The sequence below is a fragment of the Streptomyces sp. NPDC001068 genome, assembly GCF_042897315.1.
In the GTDB taxonomy this organism is placed as follows: domain Bacteria; phylum Actinomycetota; class Actinomycetes; order Streptomycetales; family Streptomycetaceae; genus Streptomyces.
On sequence record NZ_JBIAYD010000005.1, the window covers coordinates 247,393 to 268,111 of the forward strand.

The 20,719-nt window shown below is 71.4% G+C and carries 17 protein-coding genes; 4 read left to right on the forward strand and 13 right to left on the reverse strand.

Features of this window, described 5'->3' with window-relative positions:
* Positions 1-16 precede the first annotated feature (16 nt).
* The 7 genes from ACFY3I_RS16130 to ACFY3I_RS16160 form a co-directional block, all read right to left on the reverse strand.
* A complete protein-coding gene (locus tag ACFY3I_RS16130; protein WP_390861081.1) occupies positions 17-367 on the reverse strand; it encodes an STAS domain-containing protein in 351 nt (116 codons plus the stop codon).
* Positions 364-1,461 (reverse strand): B12-binding domain-containing protein, encoded by a 1,098-nt coding sequence (locus tag ACFY3I_RS16135; protein ID WP_390861082.1) that lies wholly within the window; start codon positions 1,459-1,461, stop codon positions 364-366. The genes ACFY3I_RS16130 and ACFY3I_RS16135 overlap by 4 nt, the downstream gene beginning before the upstream one ends.
* The gene (locus ACFY3I_RS16140) at positions 1,458-3,047 is read right to left on the reverse strand and encodes a PP2C family protein-serine/threonine phosphatase (RefSeq protein ID WP_390861364.1); all 1,590 of its coding nucleotides are present in this window, start codon (positions 3,045-3,047) and stop codon (positions 1,458-1,460) included. Before ACFY3I_RS16140 ends, ACFY3I_RS16135 begins: the two co-directional genes overlap by 4 nt.
* 288 nt (positions 3,048-3,335) lie before the next feature.
* Positions 3,336-3,668 (reverse strand): hypothetical protein, encoded by a 333-nt coding sequence (locus ACFY3I_RS16145; protein WP_390861083.1) that lies wholly within the window; start codon positions 3,666-3,668, stop codon positions 3,336-3,338.
* Positions 3,669-3,816: 148 nt separating this feature from the next.
* Positions 3,817-4,809, reverse strand: a complete 993-nt coding sequence (locus ACFY3I_RS16150; protein ID WP_390861084.1) for a LacI family DNA-binding transcriptional regulator — start codon at positions 4,807-4,809, stop codon at positions 3,817-3,819.
* Between the two features lie 58 nt (positions 4,810-4,867).
* Positions 4,868-5,320, reverse strand: coding sequence for a nuclear transport factor 2 family protein (locus tag ACFY3I_RS16155; RefSeq protein WP_390861085.1), 453 nt, complete (start codon positions 5,318-5,320; stop codon positions 4,868-4,870).
* A gap of 92 nt (positions 5,321-5,412) precedes the next feature.
* Positions 5,413-6,342: a hypothetical protein gene (locus ACFY3I_RS16160; protein ID WP_390861086.1), complete on the reverse strand. Its 930-nt coding sequence runs from the start codon at positions 6,340-6,342 to the stop codon at positions 5,413-5,415.
* Positions 6,343-6,930: 588 nt separating this feature from the next.
* On the opposite strand from ACFY3I_RS16160, the gene ACFY3I_RS16165 reads away from it, so the two are divergent.
* A complete protein-coding gene (locus tag ACFY3I_RS16165; RefSeq protein ID WP_390861087.1) occupies positions 6,931-8,142 on the forward strand; it encodes a phosphatidylserine/phosphatidylglycerophosphate/cardiolipin synthase family protein in 1,212 nt (403 codons plus the stop codon).
* Positions 8,143-8,161: 19 nt separating this feature from the next.
* On the opposite strand, the gene ACFY3I_RS16170 is transcribed toward ACFY3I_RS16165, so the two are convergent.
* Positions 8,162-9,127: a DUF1152 domain-containing protein gene (locus ACFY3I_RS16170; protein WP_365290972.1), complete on the reverse strand. Its 966-nt coding sequence runs from the start codon at positions 9,125-9,127 to the stop codon at positions 8,162-8,164.
* Positions 9,128-9,307: 180 nt separating this feature from the next.
* The gene (locus ACFY3I_RS16175; protein ID WP_390861088.1) at positions 9,308-10,171 is read right to left on the reverse strand and encodes a CAP domain-containing protein; all 864 of its coding nucleotides are present in this window, start codon (positions 10,169-10,171) and stop codon (positions 9,308-9,310) included.
* Between the two features lie 695 nt (positions 10,172-10,866).
* On the opposite strand from ACFY3I_RS16175, the gene ACFY3I_RS16180 reads away from it, so the two are divergent.
* Positions 10,867-14,340 (forward strand): phosphodiester glycosidase family protein, encoded by a 3,474-nt coding sequence (locus ACFY3I_RS16180; RefSeq protein WP_390861089.1) that lies wholly within the window; start codon positions 10,867-10,869, stop codon positions 14,338-14,340.
* Positions 14,341-14,444: 104 nt separating this feature from the next.
* Here the strand turns inward: ACFY3I_RS16180 and ACFY3I_RS16185 are convergent, their stop codons facing one another.
* The 3 genes from ACFY3I_RS16185 to ACFY3I_RS16195 are packed head-to-tail and all read right to left on the reverse strand — an operon-like array spanning position 14,445 to position 16,205.
* Complete coding sequence (locus ACFY3I_RS16185; protein ID WP_365290966.1) at positions 14,445-14,954, reverse strand: DUF937 domain-containing protein; 510 nt, start codon at positions 14,952-14,954, stop codon at positions 14,445-14,447.
* A gap of 10 nt (positions 14,955-14,964) precedes the next feature.
* The gene (locus ACFY3I_RS16190) at positions 14,965-15,102 is read right to left on the reverse strand and encodes a hypothetical protein (RefSeq protein WP_390861090.1); all 138 of its coding nucleotides are present in this window, start codon (positions 15,100-15,102) and stop codon (positions 14,965-14,967) included.
* Positions 15,103-15,116: 14 nt separating this feature from the next.
* Positions 15,117-16,205 (reverse strand): phosphatidylinositol-specific phospholipase C domain-containing protein, encoded by a 1,089-nt coding sequence (locus tag ACFY3I_RS16195; protein ID WP_390861091.1) that lies wholly within the window; start codon positions 16,203-16,205, stop codon positions 15,117-15,119.
* 428 nt (positions 16,206-16,633) lie between these two features.
* Here ACFY3I_RS16195 and ACFY3I_RS16200 point away from each other — a divergent pair, with 428 nt between their 5' ends.
* The gene (locus ACFY3I_RS16200; protein WP_390861092.1) at positions 16,634-17,581 is read left to right on the forward strand and encodes a sulfotransferase domain-containing protein; all 948 of its coding nucleotides are present in this window, start codon (positions 16,634-16,636) and stop codon (positions 17,579-17,581) included.
* A gap of 55 nt (positions 17,582-17,636) precedes the next feature.
* Here ACFY3I_RS16200 and ACFY3I_RS16205 read toward each other — a convergent pair whose 3' ends face one another.
* Positions 17,637-18,095: a MaoC family dehydratase gene (locus ACFY3I_RS16205; RefSeq protein ID WP_365290961.1), complete on the reverse strand. Its 459-nt coding sequence runs from the start codon at positions 18,093-18,095 to the stop codon at positions 17,637-17,639.
* Positions 18,096-18,497: 402 nt separating this feature from the next.
* Here ACFY3I_RS16205 and ACFY3I_RS16210 point away from each other — a divergent pair, with 402 nt between their 5' ends.
* Positions 18,498-20,717, forward strand: coding sequence for a hypothetical protein (locus tag ACFY3I_RS16210; protein ID WP_390861093.1), 2,220 nt, complete (start codon positions 18,498-18,500; stop codon positions 20,715-20,717).
* Positions 20,718-20,719 lie beyond the last annotated feature (2 nt).

The window sequence follows — 20,719 nt, forward strand, 5'->3', positions numbered from 1 at the left end:
GTGTGCTTCCGGCGGCTCAGACGGGCGGCGGCGCAGCGGTCAGGAGGTCGAGCGTCCCGGTGATGTCGAGGAGACGTTCCAGGTTCGCCGGCCGGTCCTCCAGGTGCAGCCGTACCCCCGCGGCGGTGGTCCTCCGGTGGATCATCAGCAGCACGGACAGGCCCGTGGAGTCGATGGTGCCCAACCCCGCGCAGTACAGGTCCAGGTGCCTGATGCCCGTGCGGCCGGCGAGTTGCCGGGTCACCTCGTCCTGGAGGACGTCGGCGTTCTCGTAGTCGAGATCACCGTGGATCTCTATGCGGACTCGGTCCTGGTCGCCGACGGTGGTCAGGCGCAGGTGGTTGGACGGCATCGGCATCGTGGTCATGCAGGATTCCCGGCGGCGGTGGTGTGGTCGGTCTTGGTGAGGGCTTCGGTGCCGTGCTCGAGGATGCGGGCGGCCCGCGGGAAGTCCTTGAGTTCACGTGCGAGCAGAGCGAGGGCCGGCGGCAGTGACTGCGCCGGCACTCCGCGGGCGGCGAGGATCTGGGCGGTCCAGGCGAGGAAGTCGGGGAACAGGGTCTCGTCGCCGAGGTAGAGCGCGGTGGCGAGGAACTCCACGATGTGCGCGAGATCCTCCGCGGTGCGCTCCCGCTGCATCTCGTCGTAGGCGCGCATGGCGGGAAACGCGTCCTCGAGCGCGGTGAAGACGGTCCGCACCAGGGTGCCGCTGCTCCGGGCGACCAGGGTGTACTCCTGGTCCGCCAGGTGCGGCAGGTCGTCGACCTGCTGGTGGTCGAACTGCGGGCGCGGCAGCGGCCCCCGCGCGAGGCGGTCGGCCGCCGAGCGGGCGTCGGGGGCCCACGCGTCGGCGCCCAGCAGGCGGGCGTACCGCCCGTCGGGGCCGAAGGCGGCACCGCCGACCAGGACCGGTACACCGATGGCCTGGCAGGCGGTGATCGCCGCGTGCGCGGTCGGCAGGCGGGTGGCGATCGAGCTGGACAGGGCGACCGCGTCGGCCGGAATGGTGTGCAGGTGGGAGATGAGGTGCGGGGTGGGGACCTGGGCGCCGAGGTAGTCGACCCGCCAGCCGCGCAGCTTCAGCACCTCCGACAGCAGCCGGGCGGGCAGTGCGTGCCACTCCCCGTCGACGCAGGCCACCGTGATCCTTCCACGGGACGCTGTGGTGCGGGCGGCGGGATGTGCCGCGAGCGCGGCGACGGCCCGTTCGTTTATGGCGGTCGCGGCGTGCTCCTGGGCGACCGTGAACCGGTTGGCCGCCCACTCCTGACCCACTCGTCCCTGTACGACGGCGATGACGTCGAGCAGCACGCTCTCCGCGTCGACGCCCTCCTCGACGGCTCGGGTGACGAGCTCGGTCGCGGAGTACTCGTCGCCGTTGAGGACGGCGTTCCACAGCCTCTCGGTGAGGAACTCGATGTCGACGCCGTCGGGGGAGCGGGGCGGAGTTGTGGTGCTCATCCGGTCAACCTGCCCCGGGCGGACGGTTTCAGCACTCCGGTACGACGGGTGCGCGGCGCGGAGACGACGACGACGGCCATGTCGTCGTGGCGGCGGTTGCCCAGCCATTGCGCGGCCAGCATCTGGACGTGCTCCGCGATGCCCTCCGAGGGCATCCCTGAGCATCCGGCCAGGGCCTGCTTGAGCCGCTCCTCGCCGAACAGGGTGTCACCCATCGGACCGCCCTTGGCCTCGGTGATCCCGTCGGTGTACAGCACGCAGGACTCACCGGGGGCGAGGACGACCGCGGCGGTGCGGGCGTGGACGTGGGGCATGGCACCGACCAGGGTGCCCCGGGTGTCGGCCTCCTCCACCGTGCCGTCCTGCCGGATGATCAGGGGGGCCGGGTGCCCGCCGCTGGTCACCCTGAGGTCCACCAGGTCGCCACGGCGGGCCGCGGAGGCCAGCACCAGGGTCGCGAACCGGGTGTGCTGGGAGTTGAGCAGCGCGGTGTTCAGCAGGTTCAGCATCCGCTGGTGGTCGTCCGCCAGCGGCAGCAGGGCGTGCAGCGTGTTGCGGATCTTGCCCGTGAGGACCGCGGCCTCCAGTCCCTTGCCGCACACGTCGCCGAGCGTCACCAGGGACGGCTCGCCCTCCACGGCGGCGGGGTGGACGTCGTAGAAGTCTCCGCCGATCCGCTCCTCGTCCGCGGAGGGACGGTAGCGGCCGGCGAAGTCGACCCCGGAGATCTGGTGCAGAGTCGGCGGCAGCAGCTCCTGCATGAGCACTTCGGTGATCGCCGTCTGCTCGGCGTACAGGCGGGCCGCGGACATCGCCGCACCGGAGCGGGCGGCGAAGAGCCGGGCGAAGACCTCCTCCTCCTCGGTGAAGGCGGCGGTCCGCGCCTTGCGCAGCAGCACGAGCGCACCGGCCGGGACACCGTGACCGGGCAGCGGGGTGATCACGATCGAGCCGACCGCTCCGAACCCCTCGGGCACCATCCAGGCCGGGGCCGTGGCTGGGTCGATCCACCGGGAGGGGACCGGCGGGAACCCGCGCAGCGCCTCCCCCAGGCCGGGCACGTCGTCGGGGTCGACCTTCTCCTGGGTCTGGGTGGGGGTGCCGCCGCGCAGGCAGGTCACCACCGGCAGCCGGTTGCCGCGTGCGGGCGCGATGGCCAGCGCCGCGTCCGCGAGGCTCTCGGCGGCCATCTGCGCGGTCACGTCCATGCAGCGCCCGAGATTGAGGGAGGAGAGCAGGATGTTGGACGCCCTGGCGAGGAACGACGTGCGTTCCCGCTCCACGTGCAGGGCCTCGCGGGCCAGCTGGTGATCGGTGTCGTCCACCAGCCACCAGGCGACCGTGCCGTCGTCGCGCACGCTGGGGTGGGCCTCGAAACGGCGGCCGTCGATCGGTCCGGTCAGTGGCTCGGGAGCGCCGGAGCCGGGCCCGCCCCGTGTGTCCTCGGATGACAGGGAGTGATGCGCCGAGGCGAGCCACGGGGGTGCCACGTCGTCCAGGCACGTGCCGGGCGTCGCCCGCGGCAGGAGGGCGGCGGTGACGTCGTTACGCCCTACGAGCGTGCCGTGCGGGTCGACGACCAGCACCGGGTACGGGGCGCTGCCCCAGGGGAAGTCCTGAGCTGCTACGGAGTTCTGCGCTTGGGTGGAAGCCAAATATCGAGGACCCGCTGCGCGAATCCCTCACCTCATCGACTCGACGGAACGTTGCTATGAGGCAACCATCCTGCACCGTGACGCTTCCTGGCAACCGGCACCCCCTCCCTCCACGGGATGCACACAGCGTGAAGGTTGACGCGGAGGGGGTCCATGGGCATCAAGTGAATTCGGACGTCGGGAAGTTGTCCGCGCCGGGTGGGACCTCGCGGCACGTCCTCAGTCGCCCAGGAACCACACGTAGCTGCCCGGTGTCGCCGCGCATGGGTCCAGGAGGCCGGCGAGGTCGAGCAGAGCGGCCTTGTGCCGTGCGTCCCCGCACCCTTCCGCCAGGGCGGCGGCCTCCTGCCGGGCGACCTCGGCTTCCTGCTCGTTGAAGAGTGTGTCGCCATACGGGTCCACCCAGCCGAGCTTGCCGGAGCCGTGCCGGTCGAGGCCGCTCAGCGCCGCCGCCAGCGCCTCGCCGTGCTCGTAGGAGCCCCGCAGGAAGGTGTCCCGGGCGGGACCCTTTCGCGCGGGCCGCGCCGAGTGCAGTTCCAGCTCGATCCCCATGACCCCTCCTTCGGGCTGTGAGGACGAGCTTCGCAGAGCCGGTGTCCGGGTGCCGAGATCCTCCTGGCGCGCTTCACGGCGTACGTCGGCCCGCCGCATCGGCCCGGCGGCGTGGGTACCGTGCTCGTGCACGGGAGAAGGTCCTCCGCTACGTAGTGGAGCGTACGACGAACTCCGCGACCACGTGTTCGACACGACGGGACGCGCGGCCGTCCATCTGCTGGAGCAGCAGCCGGGCGGCGGTCCTTCCCACCTGGTGGGCGGGATAGCTGATCGTGGTGAGCCGAGGCCGCACCAGGGAAGCGAAGTCGATGTCGTCGTGTCCGATGACGGCGATGTCCGCGGGTATGTCCACCCCCGTGTGCTCGGCGCCGTCCATGACGCCCACGGCGGTGACGTCGTTGACGCACATGACGGCATCCGGCCGGTGGCGAGCGGTCATCAGCCGTTGGAAGCCGAGCACTCCCGCCCGGCGGGTGTGCTCCCCGGGGACGATCAGGTCCTCGGGGATGCTCAGTCCCGCCGCCGTGGCCGCGTCCTTGATGCGCTGGAGACGGGGGTCTCCTCCGGTCGCGTCCCGCGGTCCCGCGATGACCCCGACCCGCCGGCGGCCGGAGGCGGCCAGCAGGGCCAGGGCCTGCCGGACCGCGGCGGCGGAGTCAGGCATCACGAGATCGACGTCGCTGAACTCGACGTCGGCGCTGACCACGGCGGGGATACCGGCCCGGCGCAGCTCCTGGAAGGCGTCCCGGTCGAGTCGGAACGGGGTCATGACGACACCCGCGAACCGCTGGTTGACGACCTCGCGCAGCAGGTCCTCCTCGGCCTCACGGCGGGCGCCCGTGTTGCTGACCACCACGTGACAGCCGTGTGCCCGCAGTTCGTCCTGGAGCGAACTGGCCAGGTGCGCGTAGAAGGGGTTGGCGATGTCCGGGATGACGAGGGCGACGAGGGTGGACCGCCCGGTGCGCAGACTGCGCGCCACCGGGTTCAGGCTGAAGCCGAGCCGTACGATCGCCTCTTCGACGGCCTGCCGTGTCCCGTCGGACACGGGACGCTTGCCGCTGAGCACGTAGGAGACGGTCGCCGACGAGACACCGGCCGCACGTGCGACCTCGGTCATGGTGACTCGGCGCTGCATCGGCACAACTCCCCGTATCCGCCGCCCTTCCGCTGCCGCAACTGTATGCGGCGTCGGTTCAGGGGGTGAGGAGCAATTGGCCGAAGTGGACCTCGAGGGAGCGGATGCGCCAGCCGTCGGGGGTGCGGGTGTACCTCAGGTCCTCGCTCTGATGGACCTCGTTGGGGCTGGTGTTGCCCCCGGTGGCCACCCACAGGAGCCAGTTGGCGACTGCGGTGTCGCCGTGGACCTCGATGATCGGGTTGGTGAAGCTGTGCATGGCGAAGCTGCCGCCGGCGGTCTTCTCGGCGAGCACCGTGATGATGCTGTCGATGCCGTGGACCTCGACTCCCAGGGCCGCGCAGGTCCAGGTGGCGTCCGGGGTGAAGACGTCGGGGAGCCTGTCGAGGGCGACTTCCTTGCCGAGCCAGCCCTTGTTGACGCAGTCGGAGTAGACGGCGGTCAGCTTCTTGATCTCTTCGATGTCCTCGAGCCGCTGGATGCGCTGTTCGAGGGTGGTGCGGTCGGTCACCGCGGTGTCCTTTCTCGGGGAGTGCGGGGTCGGGCTGCCGCGGGGTGGCCCGGTGCCGGGCGGGCGGTCTTCGCCGGGGTACGGAATCCGGATCAGCGGCGGCGGTTCCCCCTGTGCCCGAGGCGACGCCAGGAGTGGCCGCGCGGCCCCGGCGACTCGGGCGGGTTCTCGGCGGACGACCGCGGGTTTCGCGCGCGGCTCCCGGAGGCCTCGGAATAGGTCCGCAACCCGTAGCCGAGTAAAGCGGATATGAGGGCGGGTCCGGGATGGTGGTACAAAGCCTCGAGTTCACGCACCGCGTCCTCGCATCGCGCGCAGCTTCTTCTGTGGGCCGAGAACTCCGGGCTGATTTCCAGTTGTGACCGCCTGGCGGCGGTGTCCATGATGCGCACGTAGCCCCGGCATTCGGGACTCAGGCCGCCGATCTCCCGATAGGCCTGCAGATAGTTGCGGCCCAGGGTCAGCAGGGCGTGCTCGTGCTGGTAGTCGAACTCGTCGACGGCCGTTCCCGCGTGCAGGCCGGCCAGTTCGGGGCTGCTGCCCTCGATTTCGACGTACCACAGCAGTTCCTGCTCGTGCTGGGGGGCGCGCCGCAGAGCCTGCACCATGACACTGCGGCGCGCCCATTCGGGAACGGCGAGACGAGGATCGCCTCCGAAACTCGTCAGCCACCGCAGGAAGCCGGGGTGCAGGCGCTGCTCCCGCTCGTCGGCCGCCCACTCCGCGGCGAGTTCCTGAACCAGGAGCAGCATGCCGTGGCGGACGGCCCGTGGCCTGAAGCGGCCGGCGGCGGCGGATGTCTCCGTGATGGAAATCGCCTGCCACGCGAGGTGGTTGGCATACCGTTCCTCCGGCGCGCATTGCCAGGCGTAGCGAAAAAGCGATGGCATATGCCGGTCACGGAACAGCCGGACGGCCTCGACCGCCGGTGGTTCCGTGGTCGCCAGGTGAGCGATCAGATCGCCGTCCGAGAGCGGCAGTCGGCTTTCCCAGTCACGCGGGTGGTCGTTCTCTCCAAACATGAACACCCCTAGGCGGATCGTGAGGAGGTCGGCGATGTCGAACGCACGGCTGATTGGGGAGGATAGCGATTTCGGCGCCCGGATCAATCCCGTCGCGCACGGGTCGGGAGTGCCTTGGTGAAAGGGTCAACGCCGCTGGCATTACCGTCGGTTACCGCTGGCGGGTCCAAGGGTCCACGGTGCGTCGAAGCGCTTCACGCGGCGCCACCTGTGTGCGGAGGACGGGGGCCGATCGCACGTGACGCACATCGAACCGGATGCCGCGGATGCCGAGCGCCACCTGCCGTGACAGTTGGTGAGGGTCGCGGCGCGCCGCGAAGCCGGCCCCGCTCCTCTCGTAGCGTAATCGATTACGTCCTTCACGACGGCCTTGACGGATTCGCGTCCGGCCTGTATCCGCACGTCAGCGCGAGCACATGCCGTCGGCCTGGTGGTCCACCGCGGGAAGCGGCCGACGCCGGGGCACGTCCCGCTCCCCGGCTGCTCTCGGGCGGATCGCTGGAGTAGGAAGGTGCCGGCCGGGCATCCGGTTGTTCGGGCTCGTGCCGTAGCCCGTGACCCGTCTTCCGGCTCAGTGGGGGATTCAGCGTGATAGTCGACGACGTACCGGCGTCCTCCGCCCAGGACGCCGCGCCAGGCGACACCGCGGCTCGCAAGCAGCGCCTGCGCCGTCGCCTCGAGCGGCTGATCGGCGTGGCCGCCACCGAAGGCAACGAACTGGTGCGCCTGCGCAACGGAGATGAGATCTTCCCCGCCATGCTCGGGGCGATCCGCGGGGCCGAGCACACCATCGACCTGATGACGTTCGTGTACTGGCGGGGCCGCATAGCCCACGACTTCGCCGACGCCCTGGCCGAGCGAGCCCGCGCCGGTGTGCGGGTGCGCCTGCTGCTCGACGGCTTCGGAGCCAAGGAGATCGAGGGGCGGTTGCTCGACCTCATGAGCGACGCGGGTGTGCAGGTGGCCTGGTTCCGCAAGCCCGTGTGGCTGTCGCCGTTCAAGCAGAACCACCGCTGCCACCGCAAGGCCCTCATCGTCGACGAGCACAGCGCCTTCACCGGCGGCGTCGGCATCGCCGAGGAATGGTGCGGCGACGCCCGTGGCCCCGGCGAGTGGCGGGACACCCACGTCCAGGTGCGCGGCCCGGCGGTGGACGGAATCGCGGCCGCGTTCGCGCAGAACTGGGCGGAGTGTCACGACGAACTCTTCGACGACCGCGACCTCTTCGCGGAACACCCGCAGACCGGTTCGTCCGTGGTGCAGGTCGTCCGCGGTTCCGCGAGCATCGGCTGGCAGGACATGCAGACCCTCATCCGGGTCATGCTGACCTCCGCGGAGGAACGCTTCCGGCTGGCCACCGCCTACTTCGCCCCCGACACGTACTTCATCGACCTGCTCTGCGAGACCGCGCGGCGCGGTGTGCGGGTCGAGATCCTGCTGCCCGGACCCCACACCGACCAGCGCGCCTGCCAACTCGCGGGCCAGCACCACTACACGCGGCTGCTGCGGGCGGGAGTGCACATCCGTCACTTCCAGCCGACGATGATGCACGCCAAGATCATCACCGTGGACTCGGTCGCCTCCCTCATCGGATCGACCAACTTCAACCGCAGGTCCATGGACCACGACGAAGAGGTCATGCTCGCCGTTCTGGACGAGACGTTCACCGCCGAGCTCGACCGCGACTACGACGCGGATCTCCTGCGCAGCACGGAGATCGACGTCACACGGTGGAGACGCCGGGCACTGCCGCAACGCGCCAAGGAGGCCCTGGTCACCCCGTTCCGGCGCTTCCTGTGAGCGAGCCCGAGGTCCCGGCTCAGTGCGGGAACGCCCGCGGCGGGCGCTGACGGGGCAGAGTCGTGCGGAACTCCTCGATCACGGAACTCACCTGCCGCATCAGTGAGGTCTGCTCCAGCAGGCCGAGGTAGAGACTGCGGCGGGCCAGTCCGGGCAGGTCCACACAGAAGTAGAGGGCCATCAGGGGGTTGACGAACAACTCCCCGTCCCTGGTCCTCTCCGTGAACCGGACGTCGCCGAACTCACCGCGCACGGCCGCGGCGACGGATCCGTTGACGATGCTCGGGTGGCCGGGGGTGTGCCGCTGGGCGTGCGCCACCGCGTCCAGGTACAGCGCGCCTTCCCGGCCCGACCCGAGCAGTGAGAACGCCCCGAGATACGCGCCGTCCCGGTCCAGGGCGGCCAGGTTCTCCAGCACGAGCGAGTGGTTCACGCCGTGGTACGCGTCCACGCCGAACCCGAGGCAGGCCACCAGTCGGTCCGGGACCTCGTCGAGCCCGCTCACCGCGGCCAGGCTCGCCATGTCCTCCTCCGGGGTGCCGAGACCGTGTTCGTCGCCCCGCATCAGGATGTCGGTCCCGCCGTCCACCAGCACGACGGCGTCGACACCGCCGAGATGCGTGATCAGGGTCCGGTAGGCGGCCCGGAGCGGGCCGACCCCGATGCTCGGGAACGCGTACACGGTCGACGGCAGGTCCTGCGTCGCGAGCCACTGGGACAGGGTCCGCTCGGGGAAGTAGTCGCCGCGCAGGTGAGTGTCGGGTCCGACGGCCGCGACGTCCTGGTCCACCCACGCGTCGAGGCCCAGGCCGTACAGGTCGGCGAAGGACAGGTTGGCGAGGTGCACCTCCTTGCCGGCCGAGCGCAGCGCCAGGGCGAGCGGCAGCCCGGCGTACACGTCGAAGCCGCCGCCGGCACCGGCGACGAGCACCCGTCGCGCGTCGCGCAGGCGAGTGAAGAACGCGGGTTCCCCGAGAGAGATCACCGCAGGACGCTAGCAGGGGCGGGCCCGCACCCGGCGGGTGTCACCGGTGGGCCGGCCGTCGCTGCCGAGCACGCCGGCCGGCGGCCAGGCCGACCGGGGGCCGAGGTTCTCGCTCCTGTTCACCGGATGGATCCGTCGCCGCGGGCCACGGCACCGACGGCCCGTGGCGACGGATCCCGCTCAGCGCCGGGTGCCGAAGTCCTGCGTCCAGTAGCTGTCGGGTTCCGCGAGACCGATGCCGATCTCCTTGAAGGCGCAGTTGAGGATGTTGGCCTTGTGGCCGGGGCTGGCCATCCAGCCCGCCATGACCTGCTCGGGAGTGGAGTAGCCGTAGGCCACGTTCTCGCCGTAGGCGCTCCAGGTGTACCCGGCCGTGGTGATCCGGTCTCCGGGGGAGGAGCCGTCGGACCCGGAGTGCGACATGTTCCGGTGCAGCGCCATGTCGTCGCTGTGCGCCTGCGCGACCTTGGAGAGGGTCGTGTTCAGGGTCAGGTCCGGACAGCCGACCTTGCCGCGTTCGGTGTTGACGAGTGCGAGTACGCGGGCGACGGCGCCGGACGCGGTGGCGGCGGGCTTCGGGGTGCTCGACGGCTTGGGGGTCGCGGCAGCGGTGGTGATGCTCCGGGGGCCGGGCCGTACGGCGGTGTGGGGCTTGGGGGCGGTGGTCCGGGCCGGGTGCCGGTGTGCCGTGGCCTTCGGCCCGGGCGCGGCGCTCTTCTGGGCGCTCCCGGGGGCGTGGGGCGCCTTCGTGGTGCTGGGGGAGGGGCTGGGGGCCTTGGTGGCGGTCGGTGCCGACGGAGCCGTGCGGGTGGGCTCGGTGGCCGGCTGGGCGTTCCAGGGGCGACCCCAGTTCGCGTCGTTCCACCAGTGCTTCTGGTTCCACGGGTCCCTGGCCGCGCTGCCCTGGGCGCCGGTGGACCGGTGTCCACCGGCGTCGGGCCAGTTGGTGCAGGCCACCGCGGCGGACGGTATGCCCACGGCGCTCACGGCGACGGCGGCGATGACCATCCGTCGGTAACGTGTGTTCTTGCGATGTTTACCCATGTGTAAGCCGCTCCCGAGCTGCGGTGGCGTCGTGCAGGTCGTCATTCTTGGGACGCCCTCACAGAGAGCGCAAAGGGCCTCGGTACTAGCTCGCTTCGTAGGTCCGGTCGGTGCCTGTCGCGGGGGTGGGGTGTGCCGGTCGGATGGTCGGGGCCGTCGGTGGGACCCTGTCGGTCCGTCAGAATCCCTGCCCGTGGGCGGAGGGGGCGAAGGGGGCTCGCGGGCGGAAACCTGTGGATCAAGGCGCTGCCCGCGCGCCGCCCAAGACGGACAAATCCCATATGTCGACAGAGGGGTATCTACTATCGGACCCGACCAGGTCCCGGATGTGCTGTGACGGATGTCACGGAACCATCCCGTCCGGTTGTCCCTCGGCCTGGATGCCGGACGTCGTGGCCGGACGTAGCGGCCGGAGGTGGCGGGCGTGCGGCACGGCCGCGGCGGGACGGCGCGTGCGCCGGTCGCGGGCGTCCCGGGTGTCCCGGGTGTCGCGGGCGGCGTGCCCGGGACGCCGGTGCGGCCGTCGTGCGGTTTCCGGCCGGTTTCCCGTTTTCCCGTCAGGGTGGAACTGCCCAGCCCCTCCTCGCACTTGGCTGATTCCGTGTAGGTGCGCGTACTTTCGGAAACCCGCTTTCACCTTTACGTTCATCTGGAAGTCCATTGCCAGGAGGTCTAGACCCTTATCGTCCCGCCCCATGAACGACCACCAGAACCAAGGCGTGGCGGGCCTCTCCCGCCGCGGGCTCATCGTCGGCGCGGTCGCCGCGGGTCTCGCGGCGACCGGCGGCACCGCGACCGCCTACGCGAGCCCGCAGACCGGATCCGGACAGCCCGGCGGAGTCTCCGGCACCCCGACCGCCACGCCCTCGCACTTCCCCGCGTTCCCCGTGCCGCAGTACCAGCTCACCGTGGACGGCGAGTCGGTCGTGGCGGGCCGGGTGGACCGTCCGGTGGCGCCGGGAATCGTGCTCACCTCCTTCGACACCTTCGGCCGCACCGGCTGGACCCGGGTGCACGTCCTCAACGCCGACCTGGGCAACGAGTCCGTCGGCGTGGACCTGATCGCCGACAAGGTGAGCGAGGCGCGTCCGCTCACGCAGACCACGAACGCGCAGCACGCCGTCGCCGCCGTCAACGGCGACTACTTCGACATCACCGAGACCTTCGCGGCCGAGGGCCCGGAGATCCAGGACGGGCGCCTGCGCAAGGGCACGAACCAGCACGCGACGGTCGCGGCCATCGGCGCCGACCGGGTCGCGCGCCTCGCCGACCTCGTCCTCACCGGAACCGTCACCGTTGCCGGCACCAAGCGGCCGCTGGCCGCCCTCAACTCCGCCTCCGTGCCCGCCGACGGCATCGCCGTGTACACCCCGCTGTGGGGCACCGCGGACCGCACCCTCATCCAGGACGCCGGGCCGTTCACCGAACTCGTCGTCAAGGGCGGCACGGTGAACACGGTCAACGACCGGATCACCGCCACCCCGGTCCCCGACGGCGGCATGATCGTCCTGGGCCGGGGCGCCGCCGCGGCCCAGCTGGCCTCCGCCAAGCCCGGCGACACCGTCTCCGTGGCGTTCGCCCCGCAGACCGACGCGCCCGCCGCCCTCACCATGGCGCTCGGGTCCGGCGCGGTGCTGGTCAGGAACGGCGCGGCCGTCGACTTCCCGCCCAACACCGGCAACGACGCGCTCAAGCCCCGCACCGCCATCGCCTGGCTGGACGGCGGACACCGCCTGCTGCTGGTCGCCGTCGACGGATCCGCCAACTTCTCCGCCGGACTGAGCTTCGACGACATGGCCAGGCTCCTGGTCCGGCTCGGCGCCACCGAGGCGTTCATGCTCGACGGCGGCGGCTCGACCGAGATCGTCGCCCGCCACCCGGGTGACGCCGGCGTCAGCGTCGTCAACACCCCCTCCGACGGCAACGAGCGGCCCGTGCCCAACGGCGTCGGCCTGTTCGGCCCCAAGGGATCGGGCCGGCTGTGCGGCATCGACGTACGCCCGCAGGCCGACCGGGTGATCACCGGACTGACACTCGACCTCGCGGCGGCAGGCTACGACGAGACCTGGGCGCCCGCCGCCCTGCACCACGACACGGTCAGGTGGAGCACCCACCCCGGCTCGCTGGGCAAGGTGCGCGACGGCGTCCTGCGCGCCGGCCGTCCCGGCGCGGGCACGGTGCGGGCCCGCAGCGGTTCCACCGAGGGCGAGTACGAGGTCCGGGTGCTGGGCGACCTGCACCGGCTCGCGTTCACCCAGCGCGCCGTCACCATCGACCCCGGCGCCACCGCGAGCGTCCACCTGACCGGTTACGACGCCGACGGGTTCGACGCCCCGGTCGCACCGCGCGACGTCAAGCTCGACTACGACAAGTCCGTGCTCACCGTGACGGCCGGCGCCGACGGCAGCCTCCGGATCACCGGCGACGCGGCCGCCGGCGGCCGGGCCGCGAGCATCACCGCCACCGTGCAGGGCGTGACGGCCAAGCTCCCGGTGACGGTCGGCCTGATCGACGTGTCCCTGGCCGAGTTCGAGCCGAGCGAGAAGTGGACGGCCCTGGCCGCCAAGGGCACCGCGTCCGTCGCGTTCGTCCCCGCCGCGGACCGCCCCGGCGCCCCCGCCGACAACCACGCCCTGCGGCTGACCTACGACTTCACGGGTCAGACCAGCACCTCCGCGGCCTACGCCGTGGCAGGCGGCGGCCCGATCACGCTGCCCGCCGGAACCCGGCGACTGGCCCTGTGGGTCAACGGCGACGGCCGCAACCACTGGCTGCGCGCGATGATCTCCTCGCAGGGCACCACGAACGTGCCGTTCACGTTCACCACCGTCGTGGACTGGACCGGCTGGCGCCGCGTCGTCGGCGACATCCCCGCCGGGTACTCGGAGCCGCTGACCCTGCTGCGCGTCTACATCGCCGAGACCTCGCAGACCAACAAGAACGCCGGTCAGCTCGACTTCGACGGGCTCGCCGCCCAGGTCGGCCAGCAGCCGGACGGCTCCGAGCGCCCGATGTCCGACCCGTACGTGGTCGAACAGGGCGGCCTGCCCGACCACCGCTGGACCTTCGCGGTCCTCTCCGACCTGCACGTCAGCGCCGCCGCGGGCCTGAACTCCTTCTCCGGACGGCAGGCCGCGATCGCGCTCGGGCAGGCGGTCGACAGCAAGCCCGACTTCATCCTCATCAACGGCGACTTCGTCGACAACAACAACCCCGCCGACTTCGACCTGGCCAACGGCCTGCTGCGCGACCACGTGCCGGCGGACCTGCCGGTGTACTGGACGCCGGGCAACCACGAGGCGGGTCTGTCGGCGACCGGCGGGCTCGACGCGTTCCTCGCGGCGACCGGCCGTCCCAACAAGCAGATCCTCGACCACAAGGGCACCCGCTTCATCCTGCTGGACTCCCACACCGGTGACATGCGCACCTCGGACTGGGACCAGGTGCCGCTGCTGCAGGCCGAGTTGGAGAAGGCGGCGACGGACCGTTCGGTGACGGGCGTGGTGCTCTCCTTCCACCACCCGCTGCACGACCCCACCGGGACCGGCGCCTCACAGCTCTCGGACCAGTTGGAGGCCGCGCTGCTCCAGCGCTGGCTGGCCGACTTCCGCGAGAAGTCCGGCAAGCCGATCGCCCTGTTCAACGGCCACGCGCACATGGCGGCCGTCACCCGTACCGACGGCGTCCTCGAGGTCAACACCCCGGCCGTGGGCAAGACCCCCTACAGCTCGCCCGACCAGGGCGGCTTCTTCGGGTGGATGCACGTCGCCGTCGACCCGCGGCCGGCCCGGGTCAAGGCCGGTGAGCCCAGCCCGCAGACCCGGGAGTGGCTGCAGGCCGAGAGCGTGCCGCTGATCGACGGCATCGAGCTGTCGGCACCGCCGCGGATCGCCGTGGGCGCCAAGGGCGACCTCGCCGCGACGGGCATCACCGGCGAGTTCGGGCTGCGGTTCCCGCTGCGCTTCCCGGCGAGCGTCACCTGGGAGGGCGGCGAAGGCGTCGTCGTCGTGCGGTCGGAGTCCGAGGCGAAGACCCACGGCAAGGGCTCGCGCACCCTGGCCCTGCTCGACCCGGAGGCCGGCACCCTCACGGCGGTCCGCGCCGGCACGGTCACCGTCAAGGTGACCGCCGGCGGACTCACCGCCTCGGCGACCGTCACCCTCGGGTGACCCTCCGGCCGGGAGACGACCCCGCCGGTCGTCTCCCGGCCGTTCGCCGAACGGTCCCCGGAGCGGTCACCTCCGGCCGCTCGCCGGACCGCCCCGCGCGACGCTCACTTCCGGCCGCCGCCGAGGATCTGGCCGAGCAGGTCGCCGAGTCCGCCTGATCCCGGGCCCGTACCGCTCCCGGCGGCGGCTCCGGAGCCGGTGTTCCTGGCGTCGGCCGCCCGCTTGGCGAAGACCGACAGCAGCACGGGGATGAGCACGTCGATGATCCGGGCGACGGTCGGGGCGGGGATCCCGGTCTTCTTGGACACCGCGTTGGCGACGGGCCTGCTCAACTTGGCCAGCACCCCGGCCATCATGCCGCCGCCGAGGCCGCCGAGCGTGGCCACGCCCTGGAGCGGGGGTTCCGCGACCTCGGCGAAAGCCTGTCGTACGTCCGTGCCGTCATCGTCGTCGTGCGCCGCCTTCTCCCGCAGGCCGCCCGCCATCCCGCCGGCGGCCTCGGCGACCGCGGCACGGGCGCCGTCGGCATCGGTGGACAGGAGCGCGGCGATCTCATCGATCCGGTCGTCGCCGATTTCGTCCAGTACGTCGTCCTGGAATGAGGATTCGCTCATGCGGCAAACGTTAGTGCGGCACCTCGGCGTCACCCCGCGCCACGCCGGTCGTCTCCGCCGCCTCGGCCGGGGCGCCGTACGCCTTCGGCACCGACCCGGCCCGGTCGGTGCCGAAGAGCGAGGCGGAACCGGGGTCGCCCCGGGCCACGCGCGGTCGTCGGGTCAGCCGCGGGGCGTCACCATCGACTGGACGTCGGGGAGCGTGCGCCAGTCGTTGGAGGCGACCGTGGCGTGCGCCTTGGCGAGCTGGGCGATGCGGGCCGCGGCGTCGGCCGCCGAGGGGTTGGCGGGGTCCAGGGCCGGCGGGACGTTCTGAGCGTCGGTCATGATCAGCAGGTAGTGGTGGGTGTCGTACCAGCTGGTGTCGATCGAGCCGTTGAGGTACGTGGACGCGTCACCGTCGAACACCGCGAACCAGGGGCGCAGCGAGGTGTCGGAGTAGCGGGTGCGAGGGTCCCCGGCCTGGGCGTTGTGCACCGCGGGGAAGATGTTCGCCTGGGCGGTCTTGCCCTGGGTGTGCAGGTCGCGCAGGTAGCTCGCGTACTCCTTGTCCGTCCACAGGGTGTCGGTCGGGTTGTTCTCCTCGACGGTCCCCGGGATGATCTCGAAGAGGACCTTGCCGGCGAGCGCCTGCCGGGTCGGCCAGTTGTTGGCGTTCGCGGCGTCGTCGAGAGTGGCGTACTGGCCGCCACCGGGCTTGTTGAGCAGGTCGTTCGGCTTGTAGACCAGGTTCCCGAGGTGAGCGCTGATCGACTGGTCGAGCTTGGCCGGGCTCATCCCGAAGGTGGACTGGAAGCCGGCCTTCATCTCCAGCTTGATGATGAGCGGGGCGTGACCGGGGTGCGCGCCGAGCCAGACCCGCACGTCGTCCAGGCAGCTCTCCAGGTCCTTGTTGGCGCTGCCGGTGTAGAGGTCGGCCGGGGTGGACGCGTTGACGCAGTTGTTCTTGTTGCTCGTCAGACTGTCGTGGCTGACCTTCCACTCCTGGGTGAAGAAGTCGTCCCACACGTCCAGCTCGATCATCGAGGTGCCCGTGTCCAGGCTCTGGGCGAGGTAGGTGAAGGCGGCGGGGTCGTAGGTGTTGTGCAGTCCGGACGTGGTGGCTCCCGAGAACGGAAGCGACTCCGGCCCGGTGGTGTCGGCGGCGGCGGTGCCGCCCGCGGTGCCCGCGAGGGCCAGGCATGTGGTGAGCGTGCCCATCAACGCCATGCGCCATCCGAGGGAGCGCCGACGGTTCGGCTGACCGGTCACGTGTCCTCCTAGGGGTGATGTCCCGGAGGAACTCTGGCCGCCACTCATGAATCGTCAGAGACATGACATGTAACGGAGCCCGGATTCCCCCTGTCACAACGTCCACTCCGGCGCCATCCGTCCCCGGAAGGCGCCAAGCAGGGTCACTGTAGCGGGAGTTGACGACTCGGTCCGACGTGACCGGCACGCCGCCCGCAACCGGTCGTCGCACGGTCGGGGCGGCCGTCCGGCCCGACCTCCACGCTGAGTCAGGTGGACCTGCCACGGCACCACATCGAGTGGTCGCGGCGCGTGTCGCACACCGCGGCCGGCGGCCGGCGGTTTCCATGGCGGCGTCGGCCGTCGCGAGGCCTCCCGGGCGTCGGGAGCCGGTCCCGGGCGGCGGACCAGCCGGTGAGAGTGGCAGGAAGAAGGGAGCGGCACCCGTCGTGTCGAGGTCCGCGTATCCGCCCTCGCGTGTGTATCGCAGCGAACTGCTCGACAGCACGCGCTGGAACTCCTTCACACCCCGGCCCGGGGACATCGTCATCTCGACCGCCACCAAGGCGGGCACCACCTGGACGCAGCGCATCGTGGCCTCGCTGGTCTTCCAGACCGTCCGGCTGCCTCGTCCGCTCATGGAACTCAGTCCCTGGCTCGACATGGCGATGGTCCCGCTGTCCGACGTCCTGGCCGCGCTCGACCGGCAGCCGCATCGCCGTTTCATCAAGACGCACCTGCCCCTGGACGCGCTGCCGTTCCATCCGGACGTCCGGTACGTGGTGGTCGGGCGCGACCTGCGCGACCTCGCGCTGTCCACGCACCACCACGCCCGCAGCATGAGCTCCCCCGGACCACGGGCCGCGCTCGCGGCCGCCGTCCGCGCGCACGGAGACGGCGCCCCCGCATCGCTCCGGCTCCCGGAGGTCCCCGAAGACGTGCATGCCTTCTGGCGGGAGTTCTTCACCCGCAGCGCCTATCCCTGGGAATCGGACGGCTGGCCCTACAACTCGCCTACCCACCACCTGGGTTCGTGGTGGGAACACCGGGCCGAGCCCAACATCTGCCTCCTCCACTACCAGGACATGCTGGACGACCTGGAAGGGCAGACGCGACGCCTGGCCGACTTCCTCGGCATCGCCGTCGACGACCGCACCTTGCCGGCTCTGGTGCGGGCCTGCACGTTCGCCGAGATGAAGGCGAAGAAGGACGAGATCTGGGACTCGGGCCTGACCGGCTCCGCACTCGGTACCTGGGACTTCTTCCACAAGGGCACGAGCGGGCAGTGGCGCGCCCAGTGCTCCGAGGCCGAGCTCGCCCTGCACGAGCGGGCACTGCGCCGGCTGCCCGAGGACCTCCGCCGCTGGCTGGTGAGAGACCCCTCGGCCTCCGCCTGAGCGCGCACACCCCGCCGACCGTGCGGGACGGTCGGCACCCCGCGGTGAGTCGGCGTCAGCCCGGCGTCCGGGTGGGCACGACCAGTTCCCGGCGCAGCGTCATCACCAGCGTGCGGTCCTGGTTGTGACCGCGTGTCTCCACTCCCACCTGGCCGCGCCCCTCACGGTCGGGGATGTCCCGCTTCGCGTACACCTCGCTCTGCGCGTAGAGGGTGTCGCCGTGCAGAAGCGGTGCGTGGTGCTCGATCCGCTCGAAGCCGCGGTGGGTGATGGCGCGCCCCGCCACATCGGCTTCGGACAGCCCGAGGAGCAGGGAGAAGACGTAGCTGCCGATGACCAGCGGCTGCTCGTACCGGGTCGCCGTCTTGGCGTAGTGGGCGTCGAGGTGCAGGGGGTGCCGCACCATGGTCAGCAGGGAGAACAGGTGGTGGTCGTACTCGGTGACGGTCTTGCCCGGCCAGTGGTCGAAGACCTGACCGACCTCGAAGTCCTCGAAATACCTGCCGAAGGTCACTGGGAACCTCCTCGGGAGCGCGGCCGCCGGCATGCCGTCCGGTCGCGGGCGGACATGGTCACGGAGATCACTTCCACGCCGTCGCCGGATCGAAGCCGGGGGTGCCTGGCGACCCGGTGCGAAGGCGCGGCGCACCCGCATCAAAACCGTCCCGGGCCTGAGCGAAACGCCTGCCGGCGGCGGTGCGGGGTGACCTGTCCGCTCCGCCCGCGCGGCCGTGGACCGGTTGCGGCGGCTACGCCGGACGGGCGAGCCAGGCGCCCTCGCCGGAACGGCGGTACGTGCCCCGGCGCGTCCGGGGGCGGGGAGCACACATCAAGTCCCGTTCGGGAGCGAGTGGTTCACGGTGCACGAAAATCCCGATCGACTGATAAGCCCATCCGGGATCGGCTGTAATGGGGCATGTCCGCAAACAGGCCGATACCCGCGGTCACCGTGGTGTCCGCAGGTGAGGATGACGCGATCGCGTCGTCGCTGCGCACGTTTCTCCTGGCCGCCGGTCTTCCCCTGCGCGACGACTCCGCCGCGGACGTGGTGGTCATCCTGATCTCGCAGTCCGCCGTGGACGATCAGGGCTGGCGGGAGCGAGTGGACGCGCACCGCGGGGTGCGCCTGGTCCCGATGCGGATCGACGCGGTGCGCAGCAGCAGGGCGCCCGAGCATCTGCGTCCCGTGAACTGGGTGACCTTGGACCCGGAGTCACCGGTCACGGCCTTCGGGACGGTACTGGCCGCCGTGCTCAGCGACCCCGAACACATACACGCGCTGCGCAACCTTCGCGCCGAGGCCGAGGCGTGGGTGCGCGGAGGCCGGCAGACGGATCGCCTGGTCGACGACCACCGTCGGGCGCTCGAAGCCCACGATCTGCTGACCCTGCTGCGGCAGGACGACTACATCGACACGGGCGGTCCCGTCGGCGAGTTCGTCGAGGCCTCGTATCGGCACACACGCAGGAGCCGGAACCGGCGCAGGAGACGACGCGTGGCGGGCACCGTCCTGGCGGCGGTGATGGCACTGATCGCGGCCGTCACGGTGCCCCGGATCCTGCAGGCCAAGGGGACCGACTTCAACTCCCTGGTCACCTTCGGCGATCCCGGCAGCGCGCGCGAGATGCCCGAATGGTCGTCACTCCAGTCCGCGCGCCTGCTGCTGTACGGCAACGCCCGTCAGAAGGCTCAGGCCCGCCAGACGCTCGCCGCGCTCCTGGCCGTGCCGTGGTCGCTGGGCGGACCCGCGGCGGGGCTCGACGAGGACGACCACACCGTGGTCGACGGGATGGCGGTACTGCCCGGCAGCCGGCGCGTGGCCCTCCTCGTCCGCGACGGGACGACGGGGGCGAACAGTCTCGGGCTGTACGACATCCGCGCGGGCACGGTGCTCTGGCGGATTCCCCTGGGTGCCGGGTACGCGGACATCGCCGCCGCGGCCGACGGACGTAGGGTCGCGGCGGTCGGGAAACGGGGAACCGCTGTCGTCGACCTCCGGTCCCGGAAGATCCGCACATTCAGGCATGTGGAGAGCGGCTACGCCTCGTTGCACGTGACACTCGACGATCACCTGGTGGTGGGCCGGCAGCACCGACTCGTCGTCGGCTCTCTGGACGGCAGCGGCTTTCGCACGGTCGGTGCCCGCTACGACAGTCTCCTGTCCCTGGAGGCCACCTCGGACGGCGGTGCCCGGGCGCTGGTCACCGCGGGACCGGGACGGTACCGACTGCTGGACGCGATCACGGGGAAGGTACTCGCCGTCACCGACACCGCCGAACCACTGATCGCGGCCGGCGCCGTCGGTCCCGACCAGGTGTACGCCGTCTTCGCGGGGGCCGACCGTCAGCTGTGGGAACTGCGTCCCGGCAGGCCGCCGGCCCGCACGGGCATCGCGGTGGCCGAGCGCACCACGACGATCGGCCTGCTGTCCCGGAACAGAGTGGTCGTGGGCGGGCAGGATCAGCGTGCGCACGTCTTCCGGTTGGACGACGGAGGTGACCTCGGGGTCGTCTGCCGCGACGTGCCCCGTCTGACCGGCCTGGTGTTCTCCCCGTACACGGACGTGCTCGGCTGCTTCGGGCCGTACAACTCCGCCCTGTGGCGGGCGCCGGCCGGTCCGCGGGCGCCGGGCGCGGCCGGTGCACCACGCCTGGGAACCCGGATCGGCGACGCCAGGGCCGGTGTGCGGGCGGACGGGGGCCGGATCGTCGTCGAACCGTCCGGGCGCAAACCGTTCACGATCGGTCTGTTCACCTCCGACGTGGTCGCCACGGCCGTGTCCGGGGACGGCGCACAGGTGTTGGCCGCCGCACGGTCGGGAGAGGTGGCGGTGGTGTCCCTGCGGATGTCCGACGGTCTTCCGCGGGTCGTCGCCCGGTGGCGAATCCCCGGCGGCCGGGCCGCCACGGCCGTCGGCTGGTCGGGGGAGGAACCGCTCGTTCGGGCAGCGGACGGCGCGGTGTGGCAGGCACCGGGCTGCCCCGGCTGCACCACCGACGACGGACTCGTCGCCCGGCTCAGGGAGAGGCTGTCGGGGTGCTGGACGGACCGCCAGCTCACCCAGGTGGACGGCGACACCCGCCACGTGCTCGGGGTCGACAGATGCCGGCCGATGCCCGACCCGGAGAAGGGCTGATC